The organism is Mesobacillus subterraneus, assembly GCF_003937825.1.
GTDB lineage: Bacteria > Bacillota > Bacilli > Bacillales > Cytobacillaceae > Mesobacillus > Mesobacillus subterraneus.
In genome coordinates this window covers 171,979-193,199 of the sequence record NZ_RSFW01000014.1, presented here as the reverse complement: position 1 = coordinate 193,199, position 21,221 = coordinate 171,979, and the positions used below count along the sequence as shown (strand labels likewise).

21 protein-coding genes are annotated in these 21,221 nt (G+C 43.2%); 19 read left to right on the top strand and 2 right to left on the bottom strand.

Annotated features, from left to right (window positions below; genetic code table 11):
- Positions 1-14: 14 nt before the first annotated feature.
- From EJA10_RS12960 to sdaAA, 3 genes are all read left to right on the top strand, one after another.
- Positions 15-1,079: a PTS sugar transporter subunit IIC gene (locus tag EJA10_RS12960; RefSeq protein WP_125480425.1), complete on the top strand. Its 1,065-nt coding sequence runs from the start codon at positions 15-17 to the stop codon at positions 1,077-1,079.
- A gap of 24 nt (positions 1,080-1,103) precedes the next feature.
- The gene (gene sdaAB / locus EJA10_RS12955; protein WP_125480575.1) at positions 1,104-1,769 is read left to right on the top strand and encodes an L-serine ammonia-lyase, iron-sulfur-dependent subunit beta; all 666 of its coding nucleotides are present in this window, start codon (positions 1,104-1,106) and stop codon (positions 1,767-1,769) included.
- A 94-nt stretch (positions 1,770-1,863) separates the two neighbouring features.
- Positions 1,864-2,769 (top strand): L-serine ammonia-lyase, iron-sulfur-dependent, subunit alpha, encoded by a 906-nt coding sequence (gene sdaAA / locus EJA10_RS12950; RefSeq protein ID WP_125480424.1) that lies wholly within the window; start codon positions 1,864-1,866, stop codon positions 2,767-2,769.
- Positions 2,770-2,803: 34 nt separating this feature from the next.
- Here the strand turns inward: sdaAA and asnA are convergent, their stop codons facing one another.
- Positions 2,804-3,793, bottom strand: a complete 990-nt coding sequence (gene asnA, locus EJA10_RS12945; protein WP_246017796.1) for an aspartate--ammonia ligase — start codon at positions 3,791-3,793, stop codon at positions 2,804-2,806.
- Positions 3,794-4,026: 233 nt separating this feature from the next.
- Here asnA and EJA10_RS12940 point away from each other — a divergent pair, with 233 nt between their 5' ends.
- From EJA10_RS12940 to EJA10_RS12870, 16 genes are all read left to right on the top strand, one after another.
- Positions 4,027-5,184, top strand: coding sequence for a murein hydrolase activator EnvC family protein (locus EJA10_RS12940; protein WP_125480423.1), 1,158 nt, complete (start codon positions 4,027-4,029; stop codon positions 5,182-5,184).
- A gap of 87 nt (positions 5,185-5,271) precedes the next feature.
- The gene (locus EJA10_RS12935; RefSeq protein WP_125480422.1) at positions 5,272-5,643 is read left to right on the top strand and encodes a MerR family transcriptional regulator; all 372 of its coding nucleotides are present in this window, start codon (positions 5,272-5,274) and stop codon (positions 5,641-5,643) included.
- Entirely contained in the window at positions 5,640-7,316 is a 1,677-nt protein-coding gene (locus EJA10_RS12930; RefSeq protein WP_125480421.1) for an acyl-CoA dehydrogenase family protein, read from the top strand. Before EJA10_RS12935 ends, EJA10_RS12930 begins: the two co-directional genes overlap by 4 nt.
- A gap of 253 nt (positions 7,317-7,569) precedes the next feature.
- Positions 7,570-8,433: an amyloid fiber anchoring/assembly protein TapA gene (gene tapA / locus EJA10_RS12925; RefSeq protein ID WP_170169132.1), complete on the top strand. Its 864-nt coding sequence runs from the start codon at positions 7,570-7,572 to the stop codon at positions 8,431-8,433.
- Between the two features lies 1 nt (position 8,434).
- Positions 8,435-9,013, top strand: coding sequence for a signal peptidase I SipW (gene sipW, locus EJA10_RS12920; protein ID WP_125480419.1), 579 nt, complete (start codon positions 8,435-8,437; stop codon positions 9,011-9,013).
- 80 nt (positions 9,014-9,093) lie between these two features.
- A complete protein-coding gene (locus tag EJA10_RS12915; RefSeq protein WP_125480418.1) occupies positions 9,094-9,666 on the top strand; it encodes a TasA family protein in 573 nt (190 codons plus the stop codon).
- Positions 9,667-9,747: 81 nt separating this feature from the next.
- Positions 9,748-10,461: an LPXTG cell wall anchor domain-containing protein gene (locus EJA10_RS12910; RefSeq protein ID WP_125480417.1), complete on the top strand. Its 714-nt coding sequence runs from the start codon at positions 9,748-9,750 to the stop codon at positions 10,459-10,461.
- A gap of 70 nt (positions 10,462-10,531) precedes the next feature.
- Positions 10,532-10,717 carry a DUF5658 family protein gene (locus EJA10_RS24065; RefSeq protein WP_425462092.1) on the top strand — a complete coding sequence of 62 codons (186 nt, stop codon included), beginning with the start codon at positions 10,532-10,534 and terminating at the stop codon, positions 10,715-10,717.
- 227 nt (positions 10,718-10,944) lie between these two features.
- Entirely contained in the window at positions 10,945-12,477 is a 1,533-nt protein-coding gene (locus tag EJA10_RS12905) for a SulP family inorganic anion transporter (protein ID WP_125480416.1), read from the top strand.
- Positions 12,478-12,748: 271 nt separating this feature from the next.
- Positions 12,749-13,774, top strand: a complete 1,026-nt coding sequence (locus EJA10_RS12900; protein WP_125480415.1) for an ABC transporter ATP-binding protein — start codon at positions 12,749-12,751, stop codon at positions 13,772-13,774.
- Entirely contained in the window at positions 13,749-14,537 is a 789-nt protein-coding gene (locus tag EJA10_RS12895) for an ABC transporter permease (protein ID WP_125480414.1), read from the top strand. Before EJA10_RS12900 ends, EJA10_RS12895 begins: the two co-directional genes overlap by 26 nt.
- Positions 14,538-14,548: 11 nt before the next feature.
- On the top strand, positions 14,549-15,340 hold the full coding sequence (locus EJA10_RS12890) for an ABC transporter permease (RefSeq protein WP_125480413.1): 792 nt from the start codon (positions 14,549-14,551) through the stop codon (positions 15,338-15,340).
- A gap of 117 nt (positions 15,341-15,457) precedes the next feature.
- Entirely contained in the window at positions 15,458-15,814 is a 357-nt protein-coding gene (locus EJA10_RS12885; RefSeq protein WP_246017781.1) for an SCP2 sterol-binding domain-containing protein, read from the top strand.
- A gap of 172 nt (positions 15,815-15,986) precedes the next feature.
- Positions 15,987-17,213 carry an ATP-binding protein gene (locus EJA10_RS12880; RefSeq protein ID WP_125480411.1) on the top strand — a complete coding sequence of 409 codons (1,227 nt, stop codon included), beginning with the start codon at positions 15,987-15,989 and terminating at the stop codon, positions 17,211-17,213.
- A 226-nt stretch (positions 17,214-17,439) separates the two neighbouring features.
- Positions 17,440-18,642: an HD-GYP domain-containing protein gene (locus tag EJA10_RS12875; protein ID WP_125480410.1), complete on the top strand. Its 1,203-nt coding sequence runs from the start codon at positions 17,440-17,442 to the stop codon at positions 18,640-18,642.
- A gap of 128 nt (positions 18,643-18,770) precedes the next feature.
- Positions 18,771-19,949: a hypothetical protein gene (locus EJA10_RS12870; protein WP_125480409.1), complete on the top strand. Its 1,179-nt coding sequence runs from the start codon at positions 18,771-18,773 to the stop codon at positions 19,947-19,949.
- A gap of 30 nt (positions 19,950-19,979) precedes the next feature.
- Here EJA10_RS12870 and EJA10_RS12865 read toward each other — a convergent pair whose 3' ends face one another.
- A complete protein-coding gene (locus tag EJA10_RS12865) occupies positions 19,980-21,035 on the bottom strand; it encodes a M20 family metallopeptidase (RefSeq protein ID WP_125480408.1) in 1,056 nt (351 codons plus the stop codon).
- Between the last annotated feature and the right edge of the window lie 186 nt (positions 21,036-21,221).

Here is a 21,221-nt window from a genome sequence, read left to right as displayed (position 1 = left end):
AGGGAGAGAACATCATGGAAATCATCAAAGGTACGGCATTATTGCTATTGGTTTTAGGTCTATTCTCGCTTTTCAGCTATAAGGCACCGAAAGGAATGAAGGCGATGGGCGCGCTGGCAGGCGCTGCTGTTGCGGCATTCCTCGTGGAAGCATTTCAGCGCTTTGTAGGCGGAGACTTGTTGAAAATCGAATTTTTAGGAGAAGTGGGGGACGCTGCCGGAAGCATGGGCGGCGTGGCAGCAGCGGCTCTAGTGGCACTGGCTGTCGGCGTGTCGCCTGTCTATGCATTGCTGCTTGGCGTATCCGTAGCAGGATTGGGGCTTCTTCCAGGATTTATCGCAGGTTATTTAGTGGCTTTTCTTGTAAAATTGATTGAGAGAAAAGTTCCTGGCGGTTTGGACTTAATTGTGGTAATTTTAATTGCGGCTCCACTGGTGCGTTTGATTGCCGTAGGCATGACGCCGGTGGTCAATGCCACACTATTGAATATTGGCGGAATCATCACAGAAACAGCGAACAGCAACCCAATCCTGATGGGGATCATTTTAGGCGGAGTCATCACAGTCGTCGCAACGGCACCGTTGAGCTCAATGGCGCTTACTGCGATGCTTGGACTGACTGGCGTACCAATGGCGATTGGGGCGTTGGCAGTATTCGGTTCGTCTTTCATGAACTATGTCCTGTTTGACCGCATGAAGTTCGGTGACAGAAAGACGACAATTGCTGTCGCAATCGAGCCGTTGACACAAGCCCATATCATCTCGGCCAACCCGATTCCGGTCTATGTGACCAACTTTATCGGAGGCGCAACAGCAGGTGTGATCATCTCGATGTCAGGCTTGATTAACAATGCCACGGGCACTGCGACACCAATCGCCGGTCTTGCGGTTATGTACGGATTCAATGATCCAGTGAAGGTAACGCTCGTTGCTCTGTCTTGTGCTGTGGTCGGTCTGTTGAGCGGATTCCTTGGATCGATGATTTTCAAAAATTATAAGATCAAAACAGTTGATGAATTAAATGAAAGCAATAAGCAAGAAGAAGCGGAAGAAGTTCCTGCTGGCAAGCTTGCTGTCTAAATGGCAACGAAGGAGCGTTGAATGATGAAATATCGTTCTGCATTTGATATTATCGGCCCGGTGATGATCGGGCCTTCAAGTTCACATACAGCGGGCGCTGCAAGGATCGGCCGCGTAGCCCGCACATTATTCGAAAAGCAGCCGACAAAAGCAGTGATCCACTTATACGGCTCTTTTGCTAAAACCTATAAAGGGCATGGCACCGATCTGGCGCTGGTTGCCGGCATCATGGACTTTGATACATTCGACGAACGGATTCCTGACGCGTTAAAAATTGCGGAGGAAGTTGGTCTCGAGGTTGAATTTATTGAGGAGGATGCCGTTACTGAGCATCCAAACACGGTAAGAATCAATCTTTTTGATGGAAAAGGCAAGGAGCTTGAAATCGTCGGAATCTCCATCGGAGGCGGTACGATTGAAATTACCGAAATCAATTCCTTCAAATTGAAGCTGTCGGGCGCGAACCCGGCAATCCTGGTTGTCCACCAGGACCGCTTCGGGCTGATATCATCCGTAACGACTGTTTTATCAAGATATCAGATCAACATTGGCCATATGGAAGTTTCCCGTAAGGAAAAGGGAGACATCGCGGTGATGGTCATCGAAATGGACCACAAACTCGACGAAAGTGTGGTTTCGGAACTAAATGCGCTTGAGGGCGTTACCCAGGTGATTCGTTTAGTCAACTAAGCTGGGAGGGCATCTTGTTGTGCCCGGTATCAAATAGATTGTTCAAATGGCACTATTGCCATAGTGGTATAAGTAAAATTCAGGAGGGCAAGCCATGTTTCGCAATGTCGCCGAGCTTGTTGAATTAGCTGAAAAACATCAAGTGAAAATCGCCGAAATCATGATTCGGCAGGAAATAGAAGTATCCGGACGTTCCCGGGAAGATATTATTGCCCAGATGGACAATAATCTGCAAGTCATGGAGCAGGCAGTGGAAAGAGGACTGAATGGCGTCAAATCCCAGACCGGACTTACCGGCGGGGACGCAGTATTGCTTCAAAACTACATTGCCAGCGGCAAGTCATTGTCTGGCAATCTATTATTGGATGCTGTCAGCAAAGCGGTCGCAACCAATGAAGTGAACGCGGCGATGGGCATCATCTGTGCCACGCCGACAGCCGGATCAGCGGGCGTCGTCCCTGGTACGCTTTTTGCCGTAAAGGAAAAATTGAACCCAACACGCATGGAAATGATTGAGTATCTATTCACGACTGCAGCGTTCGGCTTTGTTGTGGCTAACAATGCTTCCATCTCCGGAGCTGCCGGCGGATGCCAGGCAGAAGTCGGCTCAGCTGCCGGAATGGCCGCTGCCGCGATTGTTGAAATGGCCGGCGGAACCCCACAGCAGTCAGCTGATGCATTCGCGATCACTCTGAAAAATATGCTTGGCTTAGTGTGTGACCCAGTTGCCGGGCTTGTTGAAGTTCCATGTGTAAAAAGGAACGCAATGGGTGCGTCGAACGCAATCACTGCTGCCGACATGGCACTCGCAGGCGTCACAAGCCGAATCCCATGCGACGAAGTCATCGGAGCGATGTACGCCATCGGACAATCGATGCCTTCCGCACTAAGGGAAACAGCAGAAGGCGGCCTTGCCGCTACGCCAACAGGCCGCAGGTTAGAAGAAGAAATCTTTGGCTCCCCTCAGAAGAAGCTGGTAGATTACTTGATTCAGAAATAAGACGAAAAGCCACCTGTGAAGGTGGCTTTTTCTATTATAATAGATGAATATTCCTTTTGCTGCATTCCTCAATCGTTTCTTCATTCCATACCGAAACCTGGACTTCGCCTATATGAATTTTCTGAAGCAAAAGCATGCAAAGCCGTGATTGGCCGATTCCGCCGCCAATCGTATAGGGTAGTTCTTTATTTAATAGTGCCTGGTGGTACTCCAGCTGGAGCCGCTGTTCTTCACCGGCCAGCTTCAGTTGTTCGATAAGCGTTTTTTCATCGACTCTCACACCCATCGATGTGATTTCGATTGCCCGGCCCAATGGCGGATACCAGAGCAGAAGGTCGCCGTTTAAGTTCCAGTCATCATAATCAGGTGAACGGGAATCATGCTTCTTGCCTGAACGCAGATCGTGTCCAATTTGAGTAACGAACACAGCACCCAACTTTTCTGTGATTTTATCTTCTCTTTCCTTTGGGGTCAGTTCCGGATATAAGTCCTCCAGCTCCTGTGAAGAGATAAAGCTTACTTTTTTCGGCAGAATCGGCAACAGAACGGGATGAAGTCTTGCCACCATGCTCTCAGTTTTCTTGATGACCTCATAAATTTTTTCAACAGTGGTCCTGAGCATGGTCATATTCCGCTGTTTTCGGGAAATGGTTTTTTCCCAGTCCCACTGATCCACGTATAAAGAGTGGAGATGGTCAAGAGTCTCATCGCGCCGGATTGCGTTCATGTCGGTATAAAGTCCTTCGCCATGAATGAAGCCATATCGTTTCAAGGCCAGCCGTTTCCACTTGGCCAGCGATTGGACAATTTCAAGCCGCTCATTCTTCACGTCAAGCGCATCAAAGGATACAATCCTTTCCTTTCCCGCCAAATCATCATTGATTCCCTTCCCGCCCCTGATAAAAATCGGAGCAGATACCCTCGTCAAATCAAGGGCTTCTGCCAGGCTGTTCTCAAAAAAATCCTTCGTTTTCTTAATCGCGATTTCAGTCTCCCTCAAATTCAATTTCGACTGATACTTCAAAGCCGCATTGTACAATTCATTGATCCCTCCAGATTCATTTAGCACTTTAGTGTATATACGCAATCATCCATTTACTTTATGACTTTGCGGTGAGAATGTTGCACGGGTATTTAACATGAGAAAGTTTCTATTGCAGCCTCTATGAAAATTATAAACCGACAACAAGAGTCGACAGGTTTAGAAGTCTGACAGAGATATACTAGTTAATAGAATTGAAGCTCAGGGGGCATGAAATGAGGAAAAAAGGTTGGGCAGTCACAATAGCAATTGGACTAGTCTTGACGGGAGTACATACAGTTGAGTCGGCAGAACTATCGGACATTCGCCAGCAACGGCTCGATGTTAAGCAGGATTTTACCAAAAAGGAAGAGCAAATCCAGCAAATGGACGAAGCAGAGCAAAAATACCTCGCAGAATTGAAGGCTTTGGACGATGAGGTAGCAGAGGTCAATGAAAAAATCCGTGAGCTGCAAGGAGAGCTGGAGTCTTCAGGAAAAAGTGTGACCGAAATGAAGAAGGAAATCGAAGAATTGAGCGGCATCATCGTACAAAGGGAACAGCTGATCAAGCAGAGGCTCAAGACCATGCAGGCACAGGACGGCCTTGGGATGTACGTGGATTTGATTTTTGACTCGAAAAACCTGTCTCAATTATACGATGTCGCCACCCTGGTCAGCACCATCCTGAAAGCGGATAAAGATTTGCTGGCGAAACACCAGACAGACTTACAGCTGTTGAAGGAGCAGGAAGCAGAGCTTCAAAGTGAGCTGGTTTTATTAGAGAATAAACAGGCAGAGTTGAAGAAATTACAGGCTCAGTTAGAAAAGAAAGTCGAGGAAAAGCAGCACTTCCTGAATTCGGTTCGCAAGGAAAAGCAGGAAAGTAAATCTGAGCTGATGGACATGTATGAAGTGTACGTCAACCTTGCTGCCCAGGAGATTGCAATTTTAAAAGAAAGCCAGAGAGTCGAATACAATTCGGTGGATTCTGAAGATAACTTCATAATACCTGCAGCAGGCGAGCTGACTTCCGAGTATGGACCAAGATGGGGCAGGCTGCATGCCGGAATCGACATTGCTGACGAATCACCGGACTCTGTCGTCGTTGCGGCTGCTTCCGGGACGGTCATCCGCTCCTATTATTCCGCAAGCTACGGAAACTGCGTCTTGATAACCCATAAAATCAACGGCAAGACCTTCACCACCTTGTATGCCCATTTGGAAAGTAGCGCCGTCACCACAGGGCAATCCGTCAGCAAAGGGGAGATGCTCGGCTATCTGGGCAACACTGGCGACAGCAGGGGAAAGCATCTTCACTTCGAAATCCATGAAGGACAGTGGAATTACGAAAAATCCAACAGCGTCGACCCGCTCTTATATGTGAAAAAATAAGCCAGGTTTCCATTGGGAATCTGGCTTGCTCTTTACGTTAACGTCAATGCTATAATTAATTGACTGATAATTCTGTTAAAAGAGGTTTTGCATATGTACTGTATTTCTGATTTGGCCGAGGAGTTCGGGATCACCACAAGGACCATTCGCTACTATGAAGAGCTTGGATTGTTGAAGCCTTCCCGTACAGAAGGGGGAAGGCGAATCTATTCCAGCAGTGATCTGGCAAGACTCAAGCTGGTCCTCCGCGGTAAACGGTTCGGTTTTTCGCTCGAGGAAATCAAGGAAATGGTGCTGCTGTTCGACGAGGACCGGACAGGCGAAAAACAACTGAAGGTGACGATACAGTACGGGGAAGAAAAACTGGCAGAAGTGAACGAAAGAATTGCCGAGCTGGTCGAGATCAAAGAAGAAATCGAAAGGCTGATGACTGAATTCAAGGGGAGGCTGGAAGGATGAATTTTTACGAGGAAGAACCGCAGTTTCGGAAATTATTGAAGGAATTATTGGATGATGAATTTTTTGCGTATGCAGAGAAGGAATTACTGGCTTTCGGAGAAAAATGCACAAATGAAATCGACCAGCGCGCCAGATTCACCGATCGGGAAGGCCAGCCAAAGCTGATAAAATTCGATGCCTATGGTGAGGACATTTCAGAAGTGTGGGTGAACGATGGCTACCGGAAGACGGTGGAGGACTCCTATAATACCGGGATCGTCGGATACGTCCATAAGGAAATTCCAGAACTGGGGCGGCGTGGGAATTATATCTATTCCTATGCCCAAGGCTATTTATTATCCCAAACAGAGCCAGGCTTCTACTGTCCTGTGACCCTGACAATGGCGACAGCCTATCTATTGGATCAGTACGCGTCTCAAGAGGTAAAAGAGAAATTCCTGCCCCATGTGTTGTCCACCGGAGAAACCACCCTTTACGAAGGCGCGACCTTCCTTACCGAAAGACAGGGCGGATCAGACGTAGGGGCTAACGTAGTAAAGGCCGTCCAGACAGCGGAAGGCTACAAACTATACGGCGAAAAATACTTCGCCTCCAATGCAGGAATGTGCGGTGTCGCCATGGTGTTAGCAAGAAAGGAAGGCGCCCCATCCGGCACAAAAGGGCTTACACTGTTCGCAGTCCCGTGGAGGAGAGAAGACGGAAAACTGAACGGGATTAAAATCCGCAGACTCAAGGATAAGCTCGGAGTGCGCGCTGTCCCATCTGCTGAAGTAGAGTTTGAAGGAGCAGAAGCTTATGTAGTTGGCGATCCAGCGAAAGGCTTCTATTACATGATGGAAGCACTGAACCTCTCCCGCGTCTGCAACACCGTCGCCTCACTCGGCATCATGCGCCGCGCCTATATGGAAGCACGGGAGTACGCACTAAAGCGCGGCGCCTTCGGAAAAAAGCTCGCCGACTTTCCGATGATCAAAGACACATTGGTTAAAATGGCCGTCAAACTTGAAGTTGAAACCAGAACGGTCTTCAAGTATCTGCCATTGTTCGAAAAAGTCATGAGGAATGATCCGGGAGTAACGGAAAAAGACATCGTATTGAATCGACTCTACATCGCCCTCTTGAAAAAAGAAACCGCAGAACAAGCCGTGCATTTTGCTCATGAAGCCATTGAAATGCATGGCGGGAATGGTTATATTGAGGACTTTGTAACACCAAGGTTGTTGAGGGATGCGCAGGTATTGACTGTTTGGGAAGGAACAGCTAACATTCTCGGCCTCGAAGTGTTGAGGTTGATGGAGAAGTTTAATGCTGGGGAATTGTTTTTGGAGGAGATGAAGGAGCGGATTTCTGGAGTGGAGGGTGAGTATGTTGAGCAGGTGCGAGGAGGAATATTGCAGCTGGAGAAACTGCTGGTGTCTCTGCAGGGGGCTTCGTACAACCATAAGACTTTCCATTCCAAGCGTGTGGCTGAATTGATGGTTAAGGTTTTTGAGAGTGTGAAAGCGCTGGAATATGGCGTTGGTGGGGATGAGAGGGCTCGGATGGTGATGGAGGTTTATATTGAAGAAACTTGGAAGTCGGAGTATGAATACAATGAGCAATTGAAATCAGTCGATTTCTTCAACAAGATCGTCAGGAACAACAACAATCAAAAAGAACCAATATTAAAATGATCAATAGAGGACGCTTTCCAGCAAAGGAGGCGTCTTTTTATTGCGCCTTTCGTTCTATATATATAACATTATGTTCTTTTAAGGAAACGAAATATTAAGAAAACCGGAGGAATAATGAGATAAGGAATGAATTTTGTGCGTTATTAAGAAAAAATGGCTGATTTTGAGGTTTTTCAAAACTAGTAGGTTGGCATATACTCTCAATATAAAGTTCGTTAAAAAGAACAACTGAACAAACGATTACTGACTGGAGGTGGGCCCTATACGATACGGTAGACTAGGAAAGTTTAGAAAGAAAAAAGGTTATCATTTTCTTTTGATAAAATTTTTGGCTGTATGCTACTTACTTATAGGGATATCTTCCACATTAACAGGACAAACGGATGCCTATTTCAGTGACTCAAATTCAGTAAGTGGAACTATAAAAGCCGGGATATGGGAGACGCAGGAGAAAAACAGTTGTTCAAGTAATAAGAAACATGGAGATTGGGATTGTAGTTCATTAGAGTTTAGAAGCAGTGAATTTGATGGACAAAACATAATTGCTACTATTCAGAATACCGGATCTGATATGAAGGCAAGTGGGAAATACGAAGTTTTTTATAGCGAGAATGGAAATCCAAAGGACGGTCAGAAACTTTCTGAAACTTTTTCTTTTAAAGCTCTGAAAAAAGGTGAAGAAGTAAAGTTAACTTTTACACCTGAATTAAGTGGTAACTATAAGTTTAAAGTATATCAACATAAAGATCATCCTGGTGGAGGAGAACTATGGAGTGATGAGATTATCGTCATTATGAATAAGGTTTCACAACCTGCCAATGACGAAAAGGAAGAAGAATCTAGGGATCAAAAAGCGCAAGAAAAACCTAATGTCGAAGAAGATACTAGCAGCAATGATGGTGTTCAAAATACTGACAAAGACACCTCCAGTGTAGAGAAGATTGAAGAGCAACCTGAGCAGGAACAGAAAGAGGAAGAAGATGGCGGAACCCAAGAAGATAAAAAGGAAGAAGAAGATGTAAAAAAATCTGATCAGGCTGCTAAACAAGAAGAAGTTATTACTGAAAATATTGATAGTACTGGAAGCAATGAACAGGGTTCTAAGGAGGGTAAATAGTTTGAAAAAGGCAATGAAAATATTTAGCAATTTAATAACTGCTGTCTTATTTATCAATCTAATACTAATGGCTTTTCTGGTTGTTTCTTCAAAGGCTTCCGGTGGAGAGCCTCAGGCATTTGGTTACCAGTTAAAGACTGTTCTCTCGGGTTCCATGGAGCCTACTTTTAAAACAGGATCAATTATTGCAGTCAAGCCAGTTGATTCAAAAGAAAGAGAAACACTAAAAAAAGGCGATGTTATTACCTTCCAGGCTAGTGAAGATAAACTTGTAACACACCGAATCATTGCTGTTAAAACTAGTGAGAACAATGTGATGTACGAGACAAAAGGTGATAACAATAAAACAGCCGACATGGACCCAGTCCTCTCATCAAATGTAAAAGCAGTGTATTCAGGTTTTACCATTCCCTATATAGGTTATTTCATAGATTTTGCTCAATCTAAAGAGGGAAGCGCATTATTATTAATCGGACCAGGACTACTGCTTCTTGGTTACGCAGGTTTCTCTATTACGCAAGCACTTAGAGAACTCGACCCGAAGCAGAAAAAAGATGATCCAGAAGGGAAAACTGCTTAACATGGTTGCACTCTTTGTTTTCTAACAAGGGTCAATATATAAAATAATACATACCCGAGGGGTAAGAGGAGGAAATTGTAATGAGTTTGAAAAAGAAATTAGGTATGGGGATTGCAACTGCTGCACTGGGTTTTTCACTAATTGGTGGAGGAACATTTGCATATTTCAATGATACTGAACAAGCAAAAGCAAATTTCGCATCTGGTACGATTGACTTAGAAACTAATAAAGAGTACTGGTTCGATATTGATAAATTAGCGCCAGGGGACAAAATGACACGACAACTTGAAATTAAAAATGCTGGGACTCTGGACATTAAGAAAGTCTTAATGGATACTAGTTATCAAGTTACAGCTGGTGGAGATGATCACCTCAGCGCAGATGACTTTGCAAAACAGTTAAAAGTTGTATTTTTATCGAGTGATTTGCAGGTGGTTTTATTAGACAAGACATTATATGAATTAAGTCAAATGAGTGATGTAGAAGTTTCATCATATTTCTTCCAAAATAATAGGTTGCCTGTTGGGGAATCTGACACTTTAACTATGCGCGTACATTTTATGGATAATGGAGACCAAAATCGTTTCCAAGGAGATTCTATCCAAGTTAAATTTGATTTAGAAGCAGTTCAACGTGATGGAGTGGAAAGATAAAAAACATAATAAGTAAACGAAAAGGCGGGAGTACCCGCCTTTTTTTGAGAATAAACCTTATTAAGTAAGTAGGGATATTATATGAAAAGTACTCTAATCACAAGATTTAGTCCGATTATTTTTCTAGTAATCTTAATATTACTCTCAAACCCAATAAAAAATGCATCAGCATTGCAAAGTATTGTAAATATCGAAATATCAAATAATGTAGTATTTAAAATTGAGAACCTTGCACCAGGAGATTGGATGCAAAAAGAGCTAATGGTTATGAACCAAGGGAATCAAGACTTTAGGTATATTGCTAAACTTGGGGAAACTAATTCCTACAAAGGTCTATTTGAAGAACTAGAGCTTCTGGTTAAAAAAGACAGCTTCCTTCTTTTCGAAGGAAAACTAAAAGACTTTAAAGGGCTAAATCCAAGGGTGCTATCAAAGGGTTCACAAGAGAGATTATTGCTTCAGGTGAAGATGCCTTATGAGCTGGGAAACGAGTTTCAGGGATCTGCTGCTGAGGCTGAGATTATTTTTTATGCTGAGGGAATAACTGACACTTCCCCTAGCTGCGAGGAAGATCCATCCCAGGTAGGATGTGAGCAGCCGCCGGGAGGTACTCCAAGCGACCCGAATCCAGAAGTACCGGATGTCAAAGATGTAGTTGTGATTCCTAAAGATGTTAATCGACTGCCGAACACGGCTACTAATAATTACAATATACTACTTGTTGGCGTTGTACTGCTGGGTGGAGGGAGCGTTCTTCTTTTAATCAACAGGAGAAGAAAACGTCGAAATAACTGATTGAGGCCTGAAGTGATAACTTCAAGGCCTTAATTTGTAGGCTCATTAAATTCAAACGAGGTGTATTCAAATGACTTTCCTCTTTTATTATCTATTGATCCTCAACCTTCTCGACGCTGCCCTCACATATTACGGACTCGAAAATACTTTTATCGTCGAACTAAATCAACTGATGCATGCAATCTACGACATTATCCTTTATTGTTCATCATCACAAAATCTACTCTTTCCCTATTCCTTGTATTATTATTATTAATAAAGTCCCTCGTTCAATTTTGGACAAAGGTCTAACAGTATTCGCATCTCTAACCTATACAGCGGTTTTCTGCTTGAATGCCCACTGGCTATTCCAGATTGTGTGACTAGTCAGCCTAATTATCTCCCTCGAAAAAGTTCATTTCTTTTTACTATTTTCATATTCAGAATCCATTTTAACAGGCGTATAATTTTCTTATATAAAATAAGAAAGAAGGCGTATCACACATGTTTCAAACCCTAAAGCGTGAGTTGCTGGCCGGGATTACGGTTTCGGTTGTTGCGCTGCCGCTTGCATTGGCTTTTGGGATGCAGGCGACGGGTAATTCGGATGGAGCCATCATTGGTTTGTATGGTGCCATCATCACTGGTTTTTTTGCGGCTTTGTTTGGCGGGACTAAGGGGCAGGTGACAGGGCCTACTGGGCCGATCACAATTATCTTTACGGGGATTGTTGCGACCCAGGGGCTGGAGTATGCGTTCATTGCTGCGTTCATGGGAGGGCTTTTTCAAATTGTCTTCGGGATTTTAAAAGCGGGCAATTATTTGAAGTTCATTCCGTTACCGGTTGTCAGCGGGTTCATGAACGGAATCGCCATCATCATTATCATGGGACAGCTGCAGTATGTGACGGGCAGCTTTTTGGTCGTGCTGTTGACGATTGTCTTTATGCTGGTTGCAATGAAGTGGATCAAGATTATCCCACCAAGCTTGATGGCGCTGATTTTAGGTACAATAGCGGTAATTCTTTTGGAAAAAGTGGTCCCTTCCGTCCACTTTACACTGCCATTCATCAATGATTTTATTTTCTTTGACAGTGTTGAAAGGATTGGCGAAATTCCAAAAGGGTTGCCTCAACTCCAGTTGCCAATTGCGGACCTAAGTGTCATCATCCAGTTGATCCCGGCAGCATTAAGCATTGCAGTTCTGGGTTCGATTGACTCATTGCTAACATCGGTTGTCATGGACAATATGACAGGTACCAAGCACAAGAGCAATAAAGAGTTGATTGGCCAGGGGATTGGCAACAGCCTTGCCGGGTTGTTTGGTGCAATGCCGGGTGCCGGCGCTACAGTGCGTTCTGTCGTAAACTTGAGAAGTGGTGGACAGACTGCGTTGTCGACAATGGTTCACAGTGTTGCGTTGCTGCTGTTCATGCTCGTTTTTGGGCCGCTAGCGGAGGAAATTCCACTCGCTGTGCTTGCCGGAATTTTAATCATGACTGGTATCACGATGTTTGATTATGACAGCTTTAAAATTCTTAAAGATGAGCCGCGTACCGATGCAGCCATCATGCTGGTGACGATGATTTTAACCGTTGCAATCGACCTGATGGTGGCAGTTGGTGTCGGAATTGTCATGAGTGCGCTGATCTTCATGAAGCGGATGAGCGAGGAAGGCTTTAAGATTAGTAGCGAAATAAAAGAAGATCTTAAAATCTACAATCTGGAAGGTCCCTTGTATTTTGGTGCGACTGAGCTGATCACCAGGACAATCACCGCGGATGACAGTCGGCAAATCGCTATAGATATAGAAAAAGTCACCATTGTGGATGCTTCTGGGGCTCTGCTATTAATCCAGCTCAGGGATCAGCTAAAGGAACGCGGACAGAACCTTTACCTTGTTGGCAATGATTTAGATCTTGGAGGAATCCTGCGGAAGATGAATATCTTCCAGAAATTCGGTTATGCTGGTCACTTTGATACAATGGATGACTTAATTAAATACAAATCACTCTTTCATGATAAAACTGGTGCCTGAGTGCACCGTTTTTTTATTCAAAAATTATTGCCAAAAATTTCCCTATCAGGTACAATATGAAAGTATTGAAATAACCAAAGGAGGCAGTCGAAATGATTGATCGTAATCAAGCAACTAAATCAATTTCATATGGTTTACCCTCGACCTGCCTGTATTGTGTGAAGTAGCGCTTATTTTTGTCATGTTAAAATAACTGCGTAACCACGGACTGGGATGTCTGTGGTTTTTTTGTGCCTAAAAATCGAATGTATGTTCTTGGGGAGTGATATGGATGATTACAGTGGAAAATTTGAAAAAGGAATATAAATTGGTTAAACGGGATCCTGGTCTCAAGGGAGCGATGAAGTCTCTGTTTAACCGTAAATATGAGACGAAGCATGCGGTGAAGGGGATTGATTTCACCATAGAGCAGGGTGAGACGGTTGGTTATATTGGTTCGAATGGTGCTGGGAAGTCGACGACGATCAAGATGCTGACGGGAATCCTGACACCGACGTCCGGCAAGGTGACGGTGAATGGGCTGGTGCCTTATGAGAATCGCCAAAAGAATGCGGTGAACATCGGGGCGGTCTTTGGGCAAAGGACGCAGCTGTTCTGGGATATTCCTGTCCGTGAGTCTTACAATCTATTGAAGCATATTTACGAGATTCCGGAGCAGGAGTATCAGGAGACAATCGAGATGTTCACTGAGGTTTTGAACCTCGAGTCGTTGCTTGGTATCCCGGTCAGACAGCTATCGCTCGGGCAAAAAATGCGCTGCGAGCTGGCTGCGGCCTTCCTTCACAGGCCAAAGGTTGTTTACCTGGATGAGCCGACAATCGGTCTGGATATCGCCGTAAAAGTAAAGATTCGCAAGTTTATTAAAGAAATGAATCAGCGCTGGGGCACAACAGTGTTGCTGACTACACATGACATGCAGGACATCGAGGAAATCTGCGACAGGATCATCATTATTGATGGCGGGACGATTCTGTATGACGGAGGGCTTGATGAAATCAAAAAGCAATTCGGCCAGAAGAGGGTCATTCATTTTGAACTGGCAGACAAAGAAAAATTTGAGCTGCCTTCTGCACTTAACGGCCAGGTGGAAGTGCTGCCGAACGAAGAAGAGACGAAAATCAGCTTGTCATTTGATCATGAGGCGGTCAAAAGCTCGTTCGTCATTTCAGAAATGATGAGCATGTATGAAATTGGCGATTTGAATATTGCCGATCCTAAGATCGAAACGATTGTGGAGGACCTTTACAACAAGCAGGAACAGGGGGAAGAGCATGAGAAAGTACTGGCAAATAGCTAAAGGCCGGATGCAGGAAAACACGGCGTATTCAGCGTGGTACTGGGCAGGAACTGCCTCTGCAGTCATGAGGCTGTTGATTATTTATTTTTTCTGGCAAGCGGTTTATGCGAACCAGACAACGATTCAAAATATCAATCTTGAAACGATGCTGACGTATATCGTGATTGCCATGCTGCTGCAGGGATTTGTCGGCGGTGTCGGAAACGAACTGGCGGAAAACATCAAGGATGGCCAGGTCGCAATAGAGCTGATGCGTCCTTACGATATGATTTTTAAGATGTTCGCGGTGGATATTGGCGGGAAGATTATGTATTTGATTCAGGGGACCATCCCGATGCTCTTGATCGCATACTTCTTCATGGATATAAGCTTCCCGAAGTCACCTGAGACAATCTTGCTATTCGGTGTGAGTGCGCTCGCGGGCATCTGGATTGGAACATTCTTTGACTTCCTCGTAGGCGTGCTGGCGTTCTGGACGGTCAATGTCTGGGGAGTACGCGTGCTGAAGGAATCGCTGATTACGTTTTTCTCAGGGGCATTGGTGCCGATCACGCTTTTCCCTGACTGGCTTAGGACGATTACGGAATTTCTGCCATTTCAGGCAATGGTTTATCTGCCGGTTTCAATTTTTTCTGGCTTGATCAGCGGAACGGAAGCTTATATGGCACTGGGTGTGCAGCTTTTCTGGCTGGTATCGCTATATGTATTGGTGAGGTTCATCTGGTCGCAGGCGATTAAGCAGATTACGATTTTTGGAGGATAGGAGGCGATTTAATGCGCCGTTATACAAGATTATATTGGGAGTTTGCGAAGAGCCATATGAAGGTGATGATGGAGTACCGAATCGACTTTTTGATCGGTGTCGCCTCCGTCATGCTTGAGCAGTTTGCTTCGATCTTTTTTGTAAAAGTGGTGTTCGACCACATTGAGCAGATCAATGGCTGGTCGTTTTATGAGATATTATTCATCTACGGAATTGCGGCAACGGGCCGCTCGATCCACCAGATATTCTTTGATAATTTATGGACGCTCGGCTGGCAGTATATCCGGCCAGGTAAGCTGGATCGATTGCTGATCAGGCCGGTCAATCCGTTATTCCATGTGGTAGCTGACCGACTGCATCAGGATGGCTTTGGGCAGCTGATCATCGGCTTGATTATCCTGGGAACAGCAATTCCACAGCTTGATCTTGTTTGGGGAGCAGCAGAAATCGCGATGTTGGTCATTATGATCATCTCATCCGGATTGATTTTCGTGGCGATCAACCTGTTTTTCGCGACGTTCAGCTTCTGGATGATCGACAGCCTGCCGATTGTTTGGGCAGTTTTCAACCTGAGCGACTTTGCCAGATACCCGCTGACGATCTATCACAAAGGAATTCGCATGTTTTTGACATGGATCATTCCATATGGCTTCACCGCATTCTACCCGGCTGCTTATTTTATCGATAAGTCCGGCTACAAGGAATTCGCGCTATGGACTCCGGTAGCTGCGATTGTCTGCTGTGTCCTTGCCTATGCATTCTGGAACCGAGGGCTCAAGGCTTTCGCGAGTACGGGCAGTTAAAATCGAGCAACCTGATAAATGTAGACAATTTTCAGTCAATACGTACATTTTCGGATTGCCCTCTGGGACTTCAGTCGGGTATGATGAAAGAAAACTAGATTGATAGGGGTGTCCCAAGTGTTGGAAAACAAGTCGATCAGAGAAGTGTGGCAGGAAATCGAAAAGGTTATGACAGAAAAACCGGAGCCTATTCAAGGCATGAACGTTGTCTATCAGTATGAGATTACCGGTGACGATAGCGGCACATTCCAGTTGCAGATCAACGACGGAATCGCCCGGGTCATCGAAGGAACAGAAGCAGAACCGAACTGCACCCTGAAGCTCACAGATAAAAACTTCAAGAAAATGATCATGGGCAAGCTCAACGGAACAGCGGCCTTCATGACCGGGAAACTCAAAATACAGGGCAGCATGGGACTGGCGCTAAAGCTCGAAGGAATCTTGAATGAATATAACTTAAGTGGAACAGCTTAAACAATGGACCAGGCACAAAATGCCTGGTCCATTTTTGTTATATAAAGAATTCCTTTCTATCTATAAAAAATATTTATGAAAAATCGACCCTATAATAAGACAAATTGTAACAAGAAGTGACACTTGCTGATATAATAAGGCTATCAAATTGTGAAATGCAAGGAGATTCCTTATGGAACCAGTTAAAAAAAATTCCGTTTTAATCTATGAAGAAGTTAAGGCAGTAAAGTTCTTTTTATGGACTTTTTATATAATATTAGTTCCTTATGATTTCACAATTTATTATATATATCCATATTTCAACAATGTAAAGACAGGATTGCCATATGGAGGGTTGGGATTCTATTTTCATTTGCTATTGTTTGCTCTGCTTCCTTTGGCCATCTTTATAATTAAAAAAGGGCATCCTGAAAAAGTGAAATATATGTATTTCGCTGCTTTTATAATATTGGATACTATCAATAATATTTTAATTTATTGGGGTACTAATCGAGAGTTCAATAGTGGACATGTTCTAGAAGTATATTTCATTTTATTTTCACCTATGTTTGTAAGTAAAAGGTTCTTTTGGATTATTACATTGGGCTTCTCTCTAAAGTATCTAACAGTTGGTTTGATCTATCAATCTGCTAAAGTCCTTTTTGCTCTAGGCTTGATTCTCTTTATTGGAATAATTGCCTGGATTTTACTTACTCGTTTCCAATCATATCTACATGCAATTACCTTAATGTATGAGGATATGAGAGAAAAGGAGAAACTCGCTGTCATTGGCCAGATGGCAACTGCAATAGCTCATGAAATTAAAAACCCTTTATCCTCTTTGAAAGGTTTCACTCAATTACAGCAAGAAAAGGATAAGGGTGATGAACAGTATTACCCGATTATGTTGAATGAAATTGATAGAATCAACGCTATCGTTAATGACTTGTTGATTCTAGGAAGACCAAATACGGCTGTTAAAACGCCCAAAAGTCTAATGGAGATTATCGAGTATGTTGTATCTGTTATTAATCCGCATGCTCAAAGAAAAGAAATTAATATCAAGTATGACGTTAATAATTCTACTGTACTTTTATGTGACGAAAATCAAATAAAGCAGGTATTTATCAACCTAATTAAAAATGCGATGGAAGCAATGCCGGATGGAGGAATGGTGAAAATAGACTCCGAAGTTAAAGGTGATCGAACTATCATTTCGGTAAGGGATGAAGGATGTGGAATTCCTCCTGAGAAACTAGCTAAATTAGGAGAACCCTTTTATACAACCAAGCAAAATGGAAACGGTCTAGGCCTGATGGTCACCAAAAAAATTATTGAAGAACATGAGGGTACATTTAATATTGAGAGTCAGTTAGATAAAGGAACAAGTGTTAATATAACTTTACCTATCGTAAGGTGAAGTTATATTTGGATAATGAAAAACAAATCAATAATTAAACCAAAAGGACTATTTTATAAAATAGTCCTTTTGGTTTATAATGGAGAAAAATGTCGAATGTCGACGATTATGCATAGGTCGATGTACTCAATTTATTCTTATTTCAATAAAACTATTAATATGTCAAGAATAATGGCGATATGAAGGGAAAACACGTAGGTATATTGACAGAAAAAGAGGTACTATTATGCAAAATTCTTTTGAAGAGCCATCTTTGTATCATGAGGAAAAAAGAGCGTTAAAGTGGTTTGTAACTTTATTTTATATTTTGTTCATTTCCTTTGAGATATTCTACTATTATATAAATCCAACATATGTTACGCACCAGGATATTTCGATTTTCTCGAACTATAGATACTATTATCATCTTTTAATCCTACTGTTATTACCAGGTGTGTTTCTATTGTTGAAAAAAGGAAAACTTTATTCAGTTAAGTTTATTTTTTTTCTGGGTTTTATAGCAATTACCATACTTAATGATTCACTAATATACGTTGGTAATGATGTAGGCTATGACGGTGGAAATATCGTTGAGGTCTTCCTCATTCTCTTTGCACCCATTTTCGTAAATACTGCTTTTTTTTGGACAGTTTCACTAGGAACTATTTTTAAGTACTCGTACATAGGATTATTACTTAATACAACCGAAGTTTTATTCCCGATAGCAGTAGTCATAATCCTATCTTTATTAGGGTTCATTATTTTAAGGAGATATCAAGGATATGTGGAAGCTATTAAAGAATCCTATGATAATCAACTATCTGGAATTGTTAAGGGCGTAATTGCAACACTTGAGTTAAAGGACCCTTATACCAAGGGTCACAGCGAAAGAGTCGCTTACTATGCAAACTCACTCGCTGAAGCTACTGGCAGATTTACAAAAGACCAACTGCGTTCCTTTACATATGCGTGTTTATTACATGATATAGGAAAAGTGAATATCCCGGATTCGATACTTATGAAGCCTGGAAAATTGACAAAAGAAGAATACGAGATTATTAAAACACATCCAGCAGTAGGGGCAGAAGCTATTATTAAGGTGAATGTATTAGGAGACAGTATTGATATTATAAAATCTCATCACGAAAGGTGGGATGGGAAGGGATATCCTGAACAATTAAAGGGAGATGAAATTCCTTATTCAGCAAGAGTAGTCTCCATTGCGGATGCCTTCGATGCTATGACTTCCTCCCGCTCCTATCGTTCAGCCATGCCTTTCGAAGTGGCGTACAACAGGATAATAGAAGGTCAAGGTACACAATTTGATCCTGAACTTGTTGAAAAGTTTAAGGAGGTTTTTTCTGAATGGGTTGCATTCCATACGAATTCCGTGTGGAATCAAAATCATTTTGATCAAAAACATAGTAGTTTAGAGGAGGTGAGAGCATGAAGATTCGTAAGCTAAAGAAAATCAAAACAACTTGCTGGTGGTGTCCATTTTCTAAACAATAATTAAGAAGGGGGATGTTAAGTTTCTGCAAACATCCCTCTTTACATTACTTTGGTAAGGTGATGGGTATGGTTTTTACCTATGAGACAGAGGTTACACTTAAACAACTAGCTATTCGTAAAGATCAAAAACATTTTATTGTCGAAGATGTAATGAATGGCGAGTTTTACGAAATGCCAGAGGTTTGTATTAGTGCTATTGAACTGATTAATCAAGAAAAACCATTGTATGAAGTGGAAAAAGCATTGGTTATTAGATATCCACATGAAGATATAGATTTATTGAACTTTGTCTCCCAGCTCCTTGAATTCAATTTAATTAGCAAGCTAGATGGTGAAGAAATATCAAGTAGTTCAGGACAGAGTAACTATCCAGGCTTCTCCTGGCTCCCAGAAAGCTTTGGTCGTTTCTTCTTCAACAATATCAGTTCAAAGCTGTACTTCCTCTTACTCATAGCAAGTACAGGTTTGACTCTGTTTAATCCCGATATATTTCCACGGTATTCTGACCTGTTTGCGTTTGACCTAATGTTCCAAAATATCATCGCATTGATGTTAATCAGCTTCTTGCTTGTGATCCTGCACGAATTTGGTCATGTGCTTGCGGCCAGGTCAGAGGGTTTGCCGGCTAAAATTGAATTGGGACATCGGTTGTTTTACGTTGTTTTACAGACAGATATGTCCCATGTGTGGGAATTGCCTGCTGAAAAGCGCAATAAGCTTTACCTGGCGGGGATGTATTTTGATATTGTTGTATTGTTCCTGGCTTTATCTGCCCAGTTATTCGTGAGCGAAAGTAGCCTCGGGATGGGGATACTGAAGTTGATTGTGCTGAATACGTTTATCCGACTTATTTATCAGGCAGCCGTATTCATGAAGACGGATTTATACTATGTAATGGAAAACAAAACAGGCTGCTATAATCTGATGGAGAATGGTCGCAACTTCTTAGCCAGGTGGTTGCCATTCCTGCGTGTGCAAGAAACGGAAACATTTGCTGGGGAAGAGAAAATCGTCCGCAGGTATGCTGGTTTTTACTTATCCGGCATCCTCCTCACCCTAACCATCACCGCCTACTACTACATTCCACAAATGATTTTCGCTATTAAAGAAATTATGGTGCCTGGTTTAACGGAACCAATCAACAGCATTCGTTTTTGGGATTCGGTTGTCTTTTTGCTGCAAATCGTGATCGTTTTGGGTTTATTGCTTTATTCATGGTCCAAGAAATATCGTTACAGCAGTTAAAAAGACAGCCGGGTCGGCTGTCTTTTCTCATCAGTATATTTTTACATAATCGACCAGAATGTTTTTGTACTTCTCAATGGATTCAAGCACTACGAATTCATCATCGCCATGCCAGTTGCCTCCTTGTGGTCCGAACTCAATTGCCGGGATTCCGTGGGCGGAGAAGTATTGGGTGTCTGCTGCCCCGTGCTGTCCGAACATGACGGCTTCACCGCCGATATGCTTCTCCAAAATGGATTTTAATTCGAGAATGAATGGGTTGTCGCTCTCGGTTGCCACAGGAATTCCCATCATGCTGATTCGTACCTCTCCATCCGTGACGCTTTCAATCTGCTGGACAATTTTATCCGGATTCTGTCCCGGGAGGTAGCGGATGTCGAGGGACATGACGCAACGGTCAGGTACCTTGTTGAATACCTCGCCGCCGGAGATGATCGCCAGGTTGACAGAGGGGGAGGGATAGAATTCCGAGCTTTCCTTTGTAAAAGGCAACTCGAGCACCTTTTCGTAGGCTTGATAGGCTTTGACAATCGCATTGTCGCCTTCCCACGGCCTGCTGCCATGCGCTGATTTCCCGTGCACTTCTACTTCAAGACGCAAAACACCCTTGGCCTGCAACGCAAGTCCCAGCTGGGTAGGCTCCGAGCAGATAACGAAGTCGCCGCGGTAGCCATTCTCAGCCAGGTAGCCAGTGCAATTGCTGCCGCCGGTTTCCTCATCCGAGACGATTTGCAGCTGAATTTTCACGCCGAGTTTTTCGTTGCGCAGCTCTTTCATCGCAACCATCATTGCCACAACGCCAGCTTTCATATCAGCTGCCCCTCTTGCGTACATCCTGCCGTCTTTTTCAACAGGAATGAACTGGTCCTTTTTCCCGCTGACAACATCGACATGTCCGTTAAAAATAATCGTTGCATCGCCTTCACCAATCTCGCAAACCAGCATTTTATAGCCCTTGTTTTCAATCAGATTGGGTTCTAATTCATGCTCCAGCAGCCATTGCTTGCAAAACTCCACCGCCTGATTTGCACCTTCCTGAGTGGAGCTGTCAATCAAGAGCAATTCCTTCAATAATTCCTTCATCACGCAAACACTCCTCATAAAGGTCTGTCTTTTACATTACCACTCAAGTGTGCTATCAATCTTGGAATATTTTCGGTAGGGCTTTTTCAGTAAAAATATTAATAATATAATTCGATTCAGCTGACAATTTTCGAGGGGTATTTACAAATACAGGTAGTAAAGTCCTGTTTTTTTACTGGAACTTTACAA

Excerpts from the sequence above, each read along its gene's own strand:
- EJA10_RS12960 (WP_125480425.1), top strand. The coding sequence starts at position 15 with ATGGAAATCATCAAAGGTACGGCATTATTGCTATTGGTTTTAGGTCTA.
- EJA10_RS12940 (WP_125480423.1), top strand. The coding sequence starts at position 4,027 with ATGAGGAAAAAAGGTTGGGCAGTCACAATAGCAATTGGACTAGTCTTG.
- EJA10_RS24065 (WP_425462092.1), top strand. The coding sequence starts at position 10,532 with ATGACTTTCCTCTTTTATTATCTATTGATCCTCAACCTTCTCGACGCT.
- EJA10_RS12900 (WP_125480415.1), top strand. The coding sequence starts at position 12,749 with ATGATTACAGTGGAAAATTTGAAAAAGGAATATAAATTGGTTAAACGG.
- sdaAB (WP_125480575.1), top strand. The coding sequence starts at position 1,104 with ATGAAATATCGTTCTGCATTTGATATTATCGGCCCGGTGATGATCGGG.
- EJA10_RS12915 (WP_125480418.1), top strand. The coding sequence starts at position 9,094 with ATGAGTTTGAAAAAGAAATTAGGTATGGGGATTGCAACTGCTGCACTG.
- EJA10_RS12890 (WP_125480413.1), top strand. The coding sequence starts at position 14,549 with ATGCGCCGTTATACAAGATTATATTGGGAGTTTGCGAAGAGCCATATG.
- EJA10_RS12870 (WP_125480409.1), top strand. The coding sequence starts at position 18,771 with ATGGTTTTTACCTATGAGACAGAGGTTACACTTAAACAACTAGCTATT.
- EJA10_RS12905 (WP_125480416.1), top strand. The coding sequence starts at position 10,945 with ATGTTTCAAACCCTAAAGCGTGAGTTGCTGGCCGGGATTACGGTTTCG.
- EJA10_RS12880 (WP_125480411.1), top strand. The coding sequence starts at position 15,987 with ATGGAACCAGTTAAAAAAAATTCCGTTTTAATCTATGAAGAAGTTAAG.
- sdaAA (WP_125480424.1), top strand. The coding sequence starts at position 1,864 with ATGTTTCGCAATGTCGCCGAGCTTGTTGAATTAGCTGAAAAACATCAA.
- EJA10_RS12910 (WP_125480417.1), top strand. The coding sequence starts at position 9,748 with ATGAAAAGTACTCTAATCACAAGATTTAGTCCGATTATTTTTCTAGTA.
- EJA10_RS12875 (WP_125480410.1), top strand. The coding sequence starts at position 17,440 with ATGCAAAATTCTTTTGAAGAGCCATCTTTGTATCATGAGGAAAAAAGA.
- EJA10_RS12930 (WP_125480421.1), top strand. The coding sequence starts at position 5,640 with ATGAATTTTTACGAGGAAGAACCGCAGTTTCGGAAATTATTGAAGGAA.
- EJA10_RS12895 (WP_125480414.1), top strand. The coding sequence starts at position 13,749 with ATGAGAAAGTACTGGCAAATAGCTAAAGGCCGGATGCAGGAAAACACG.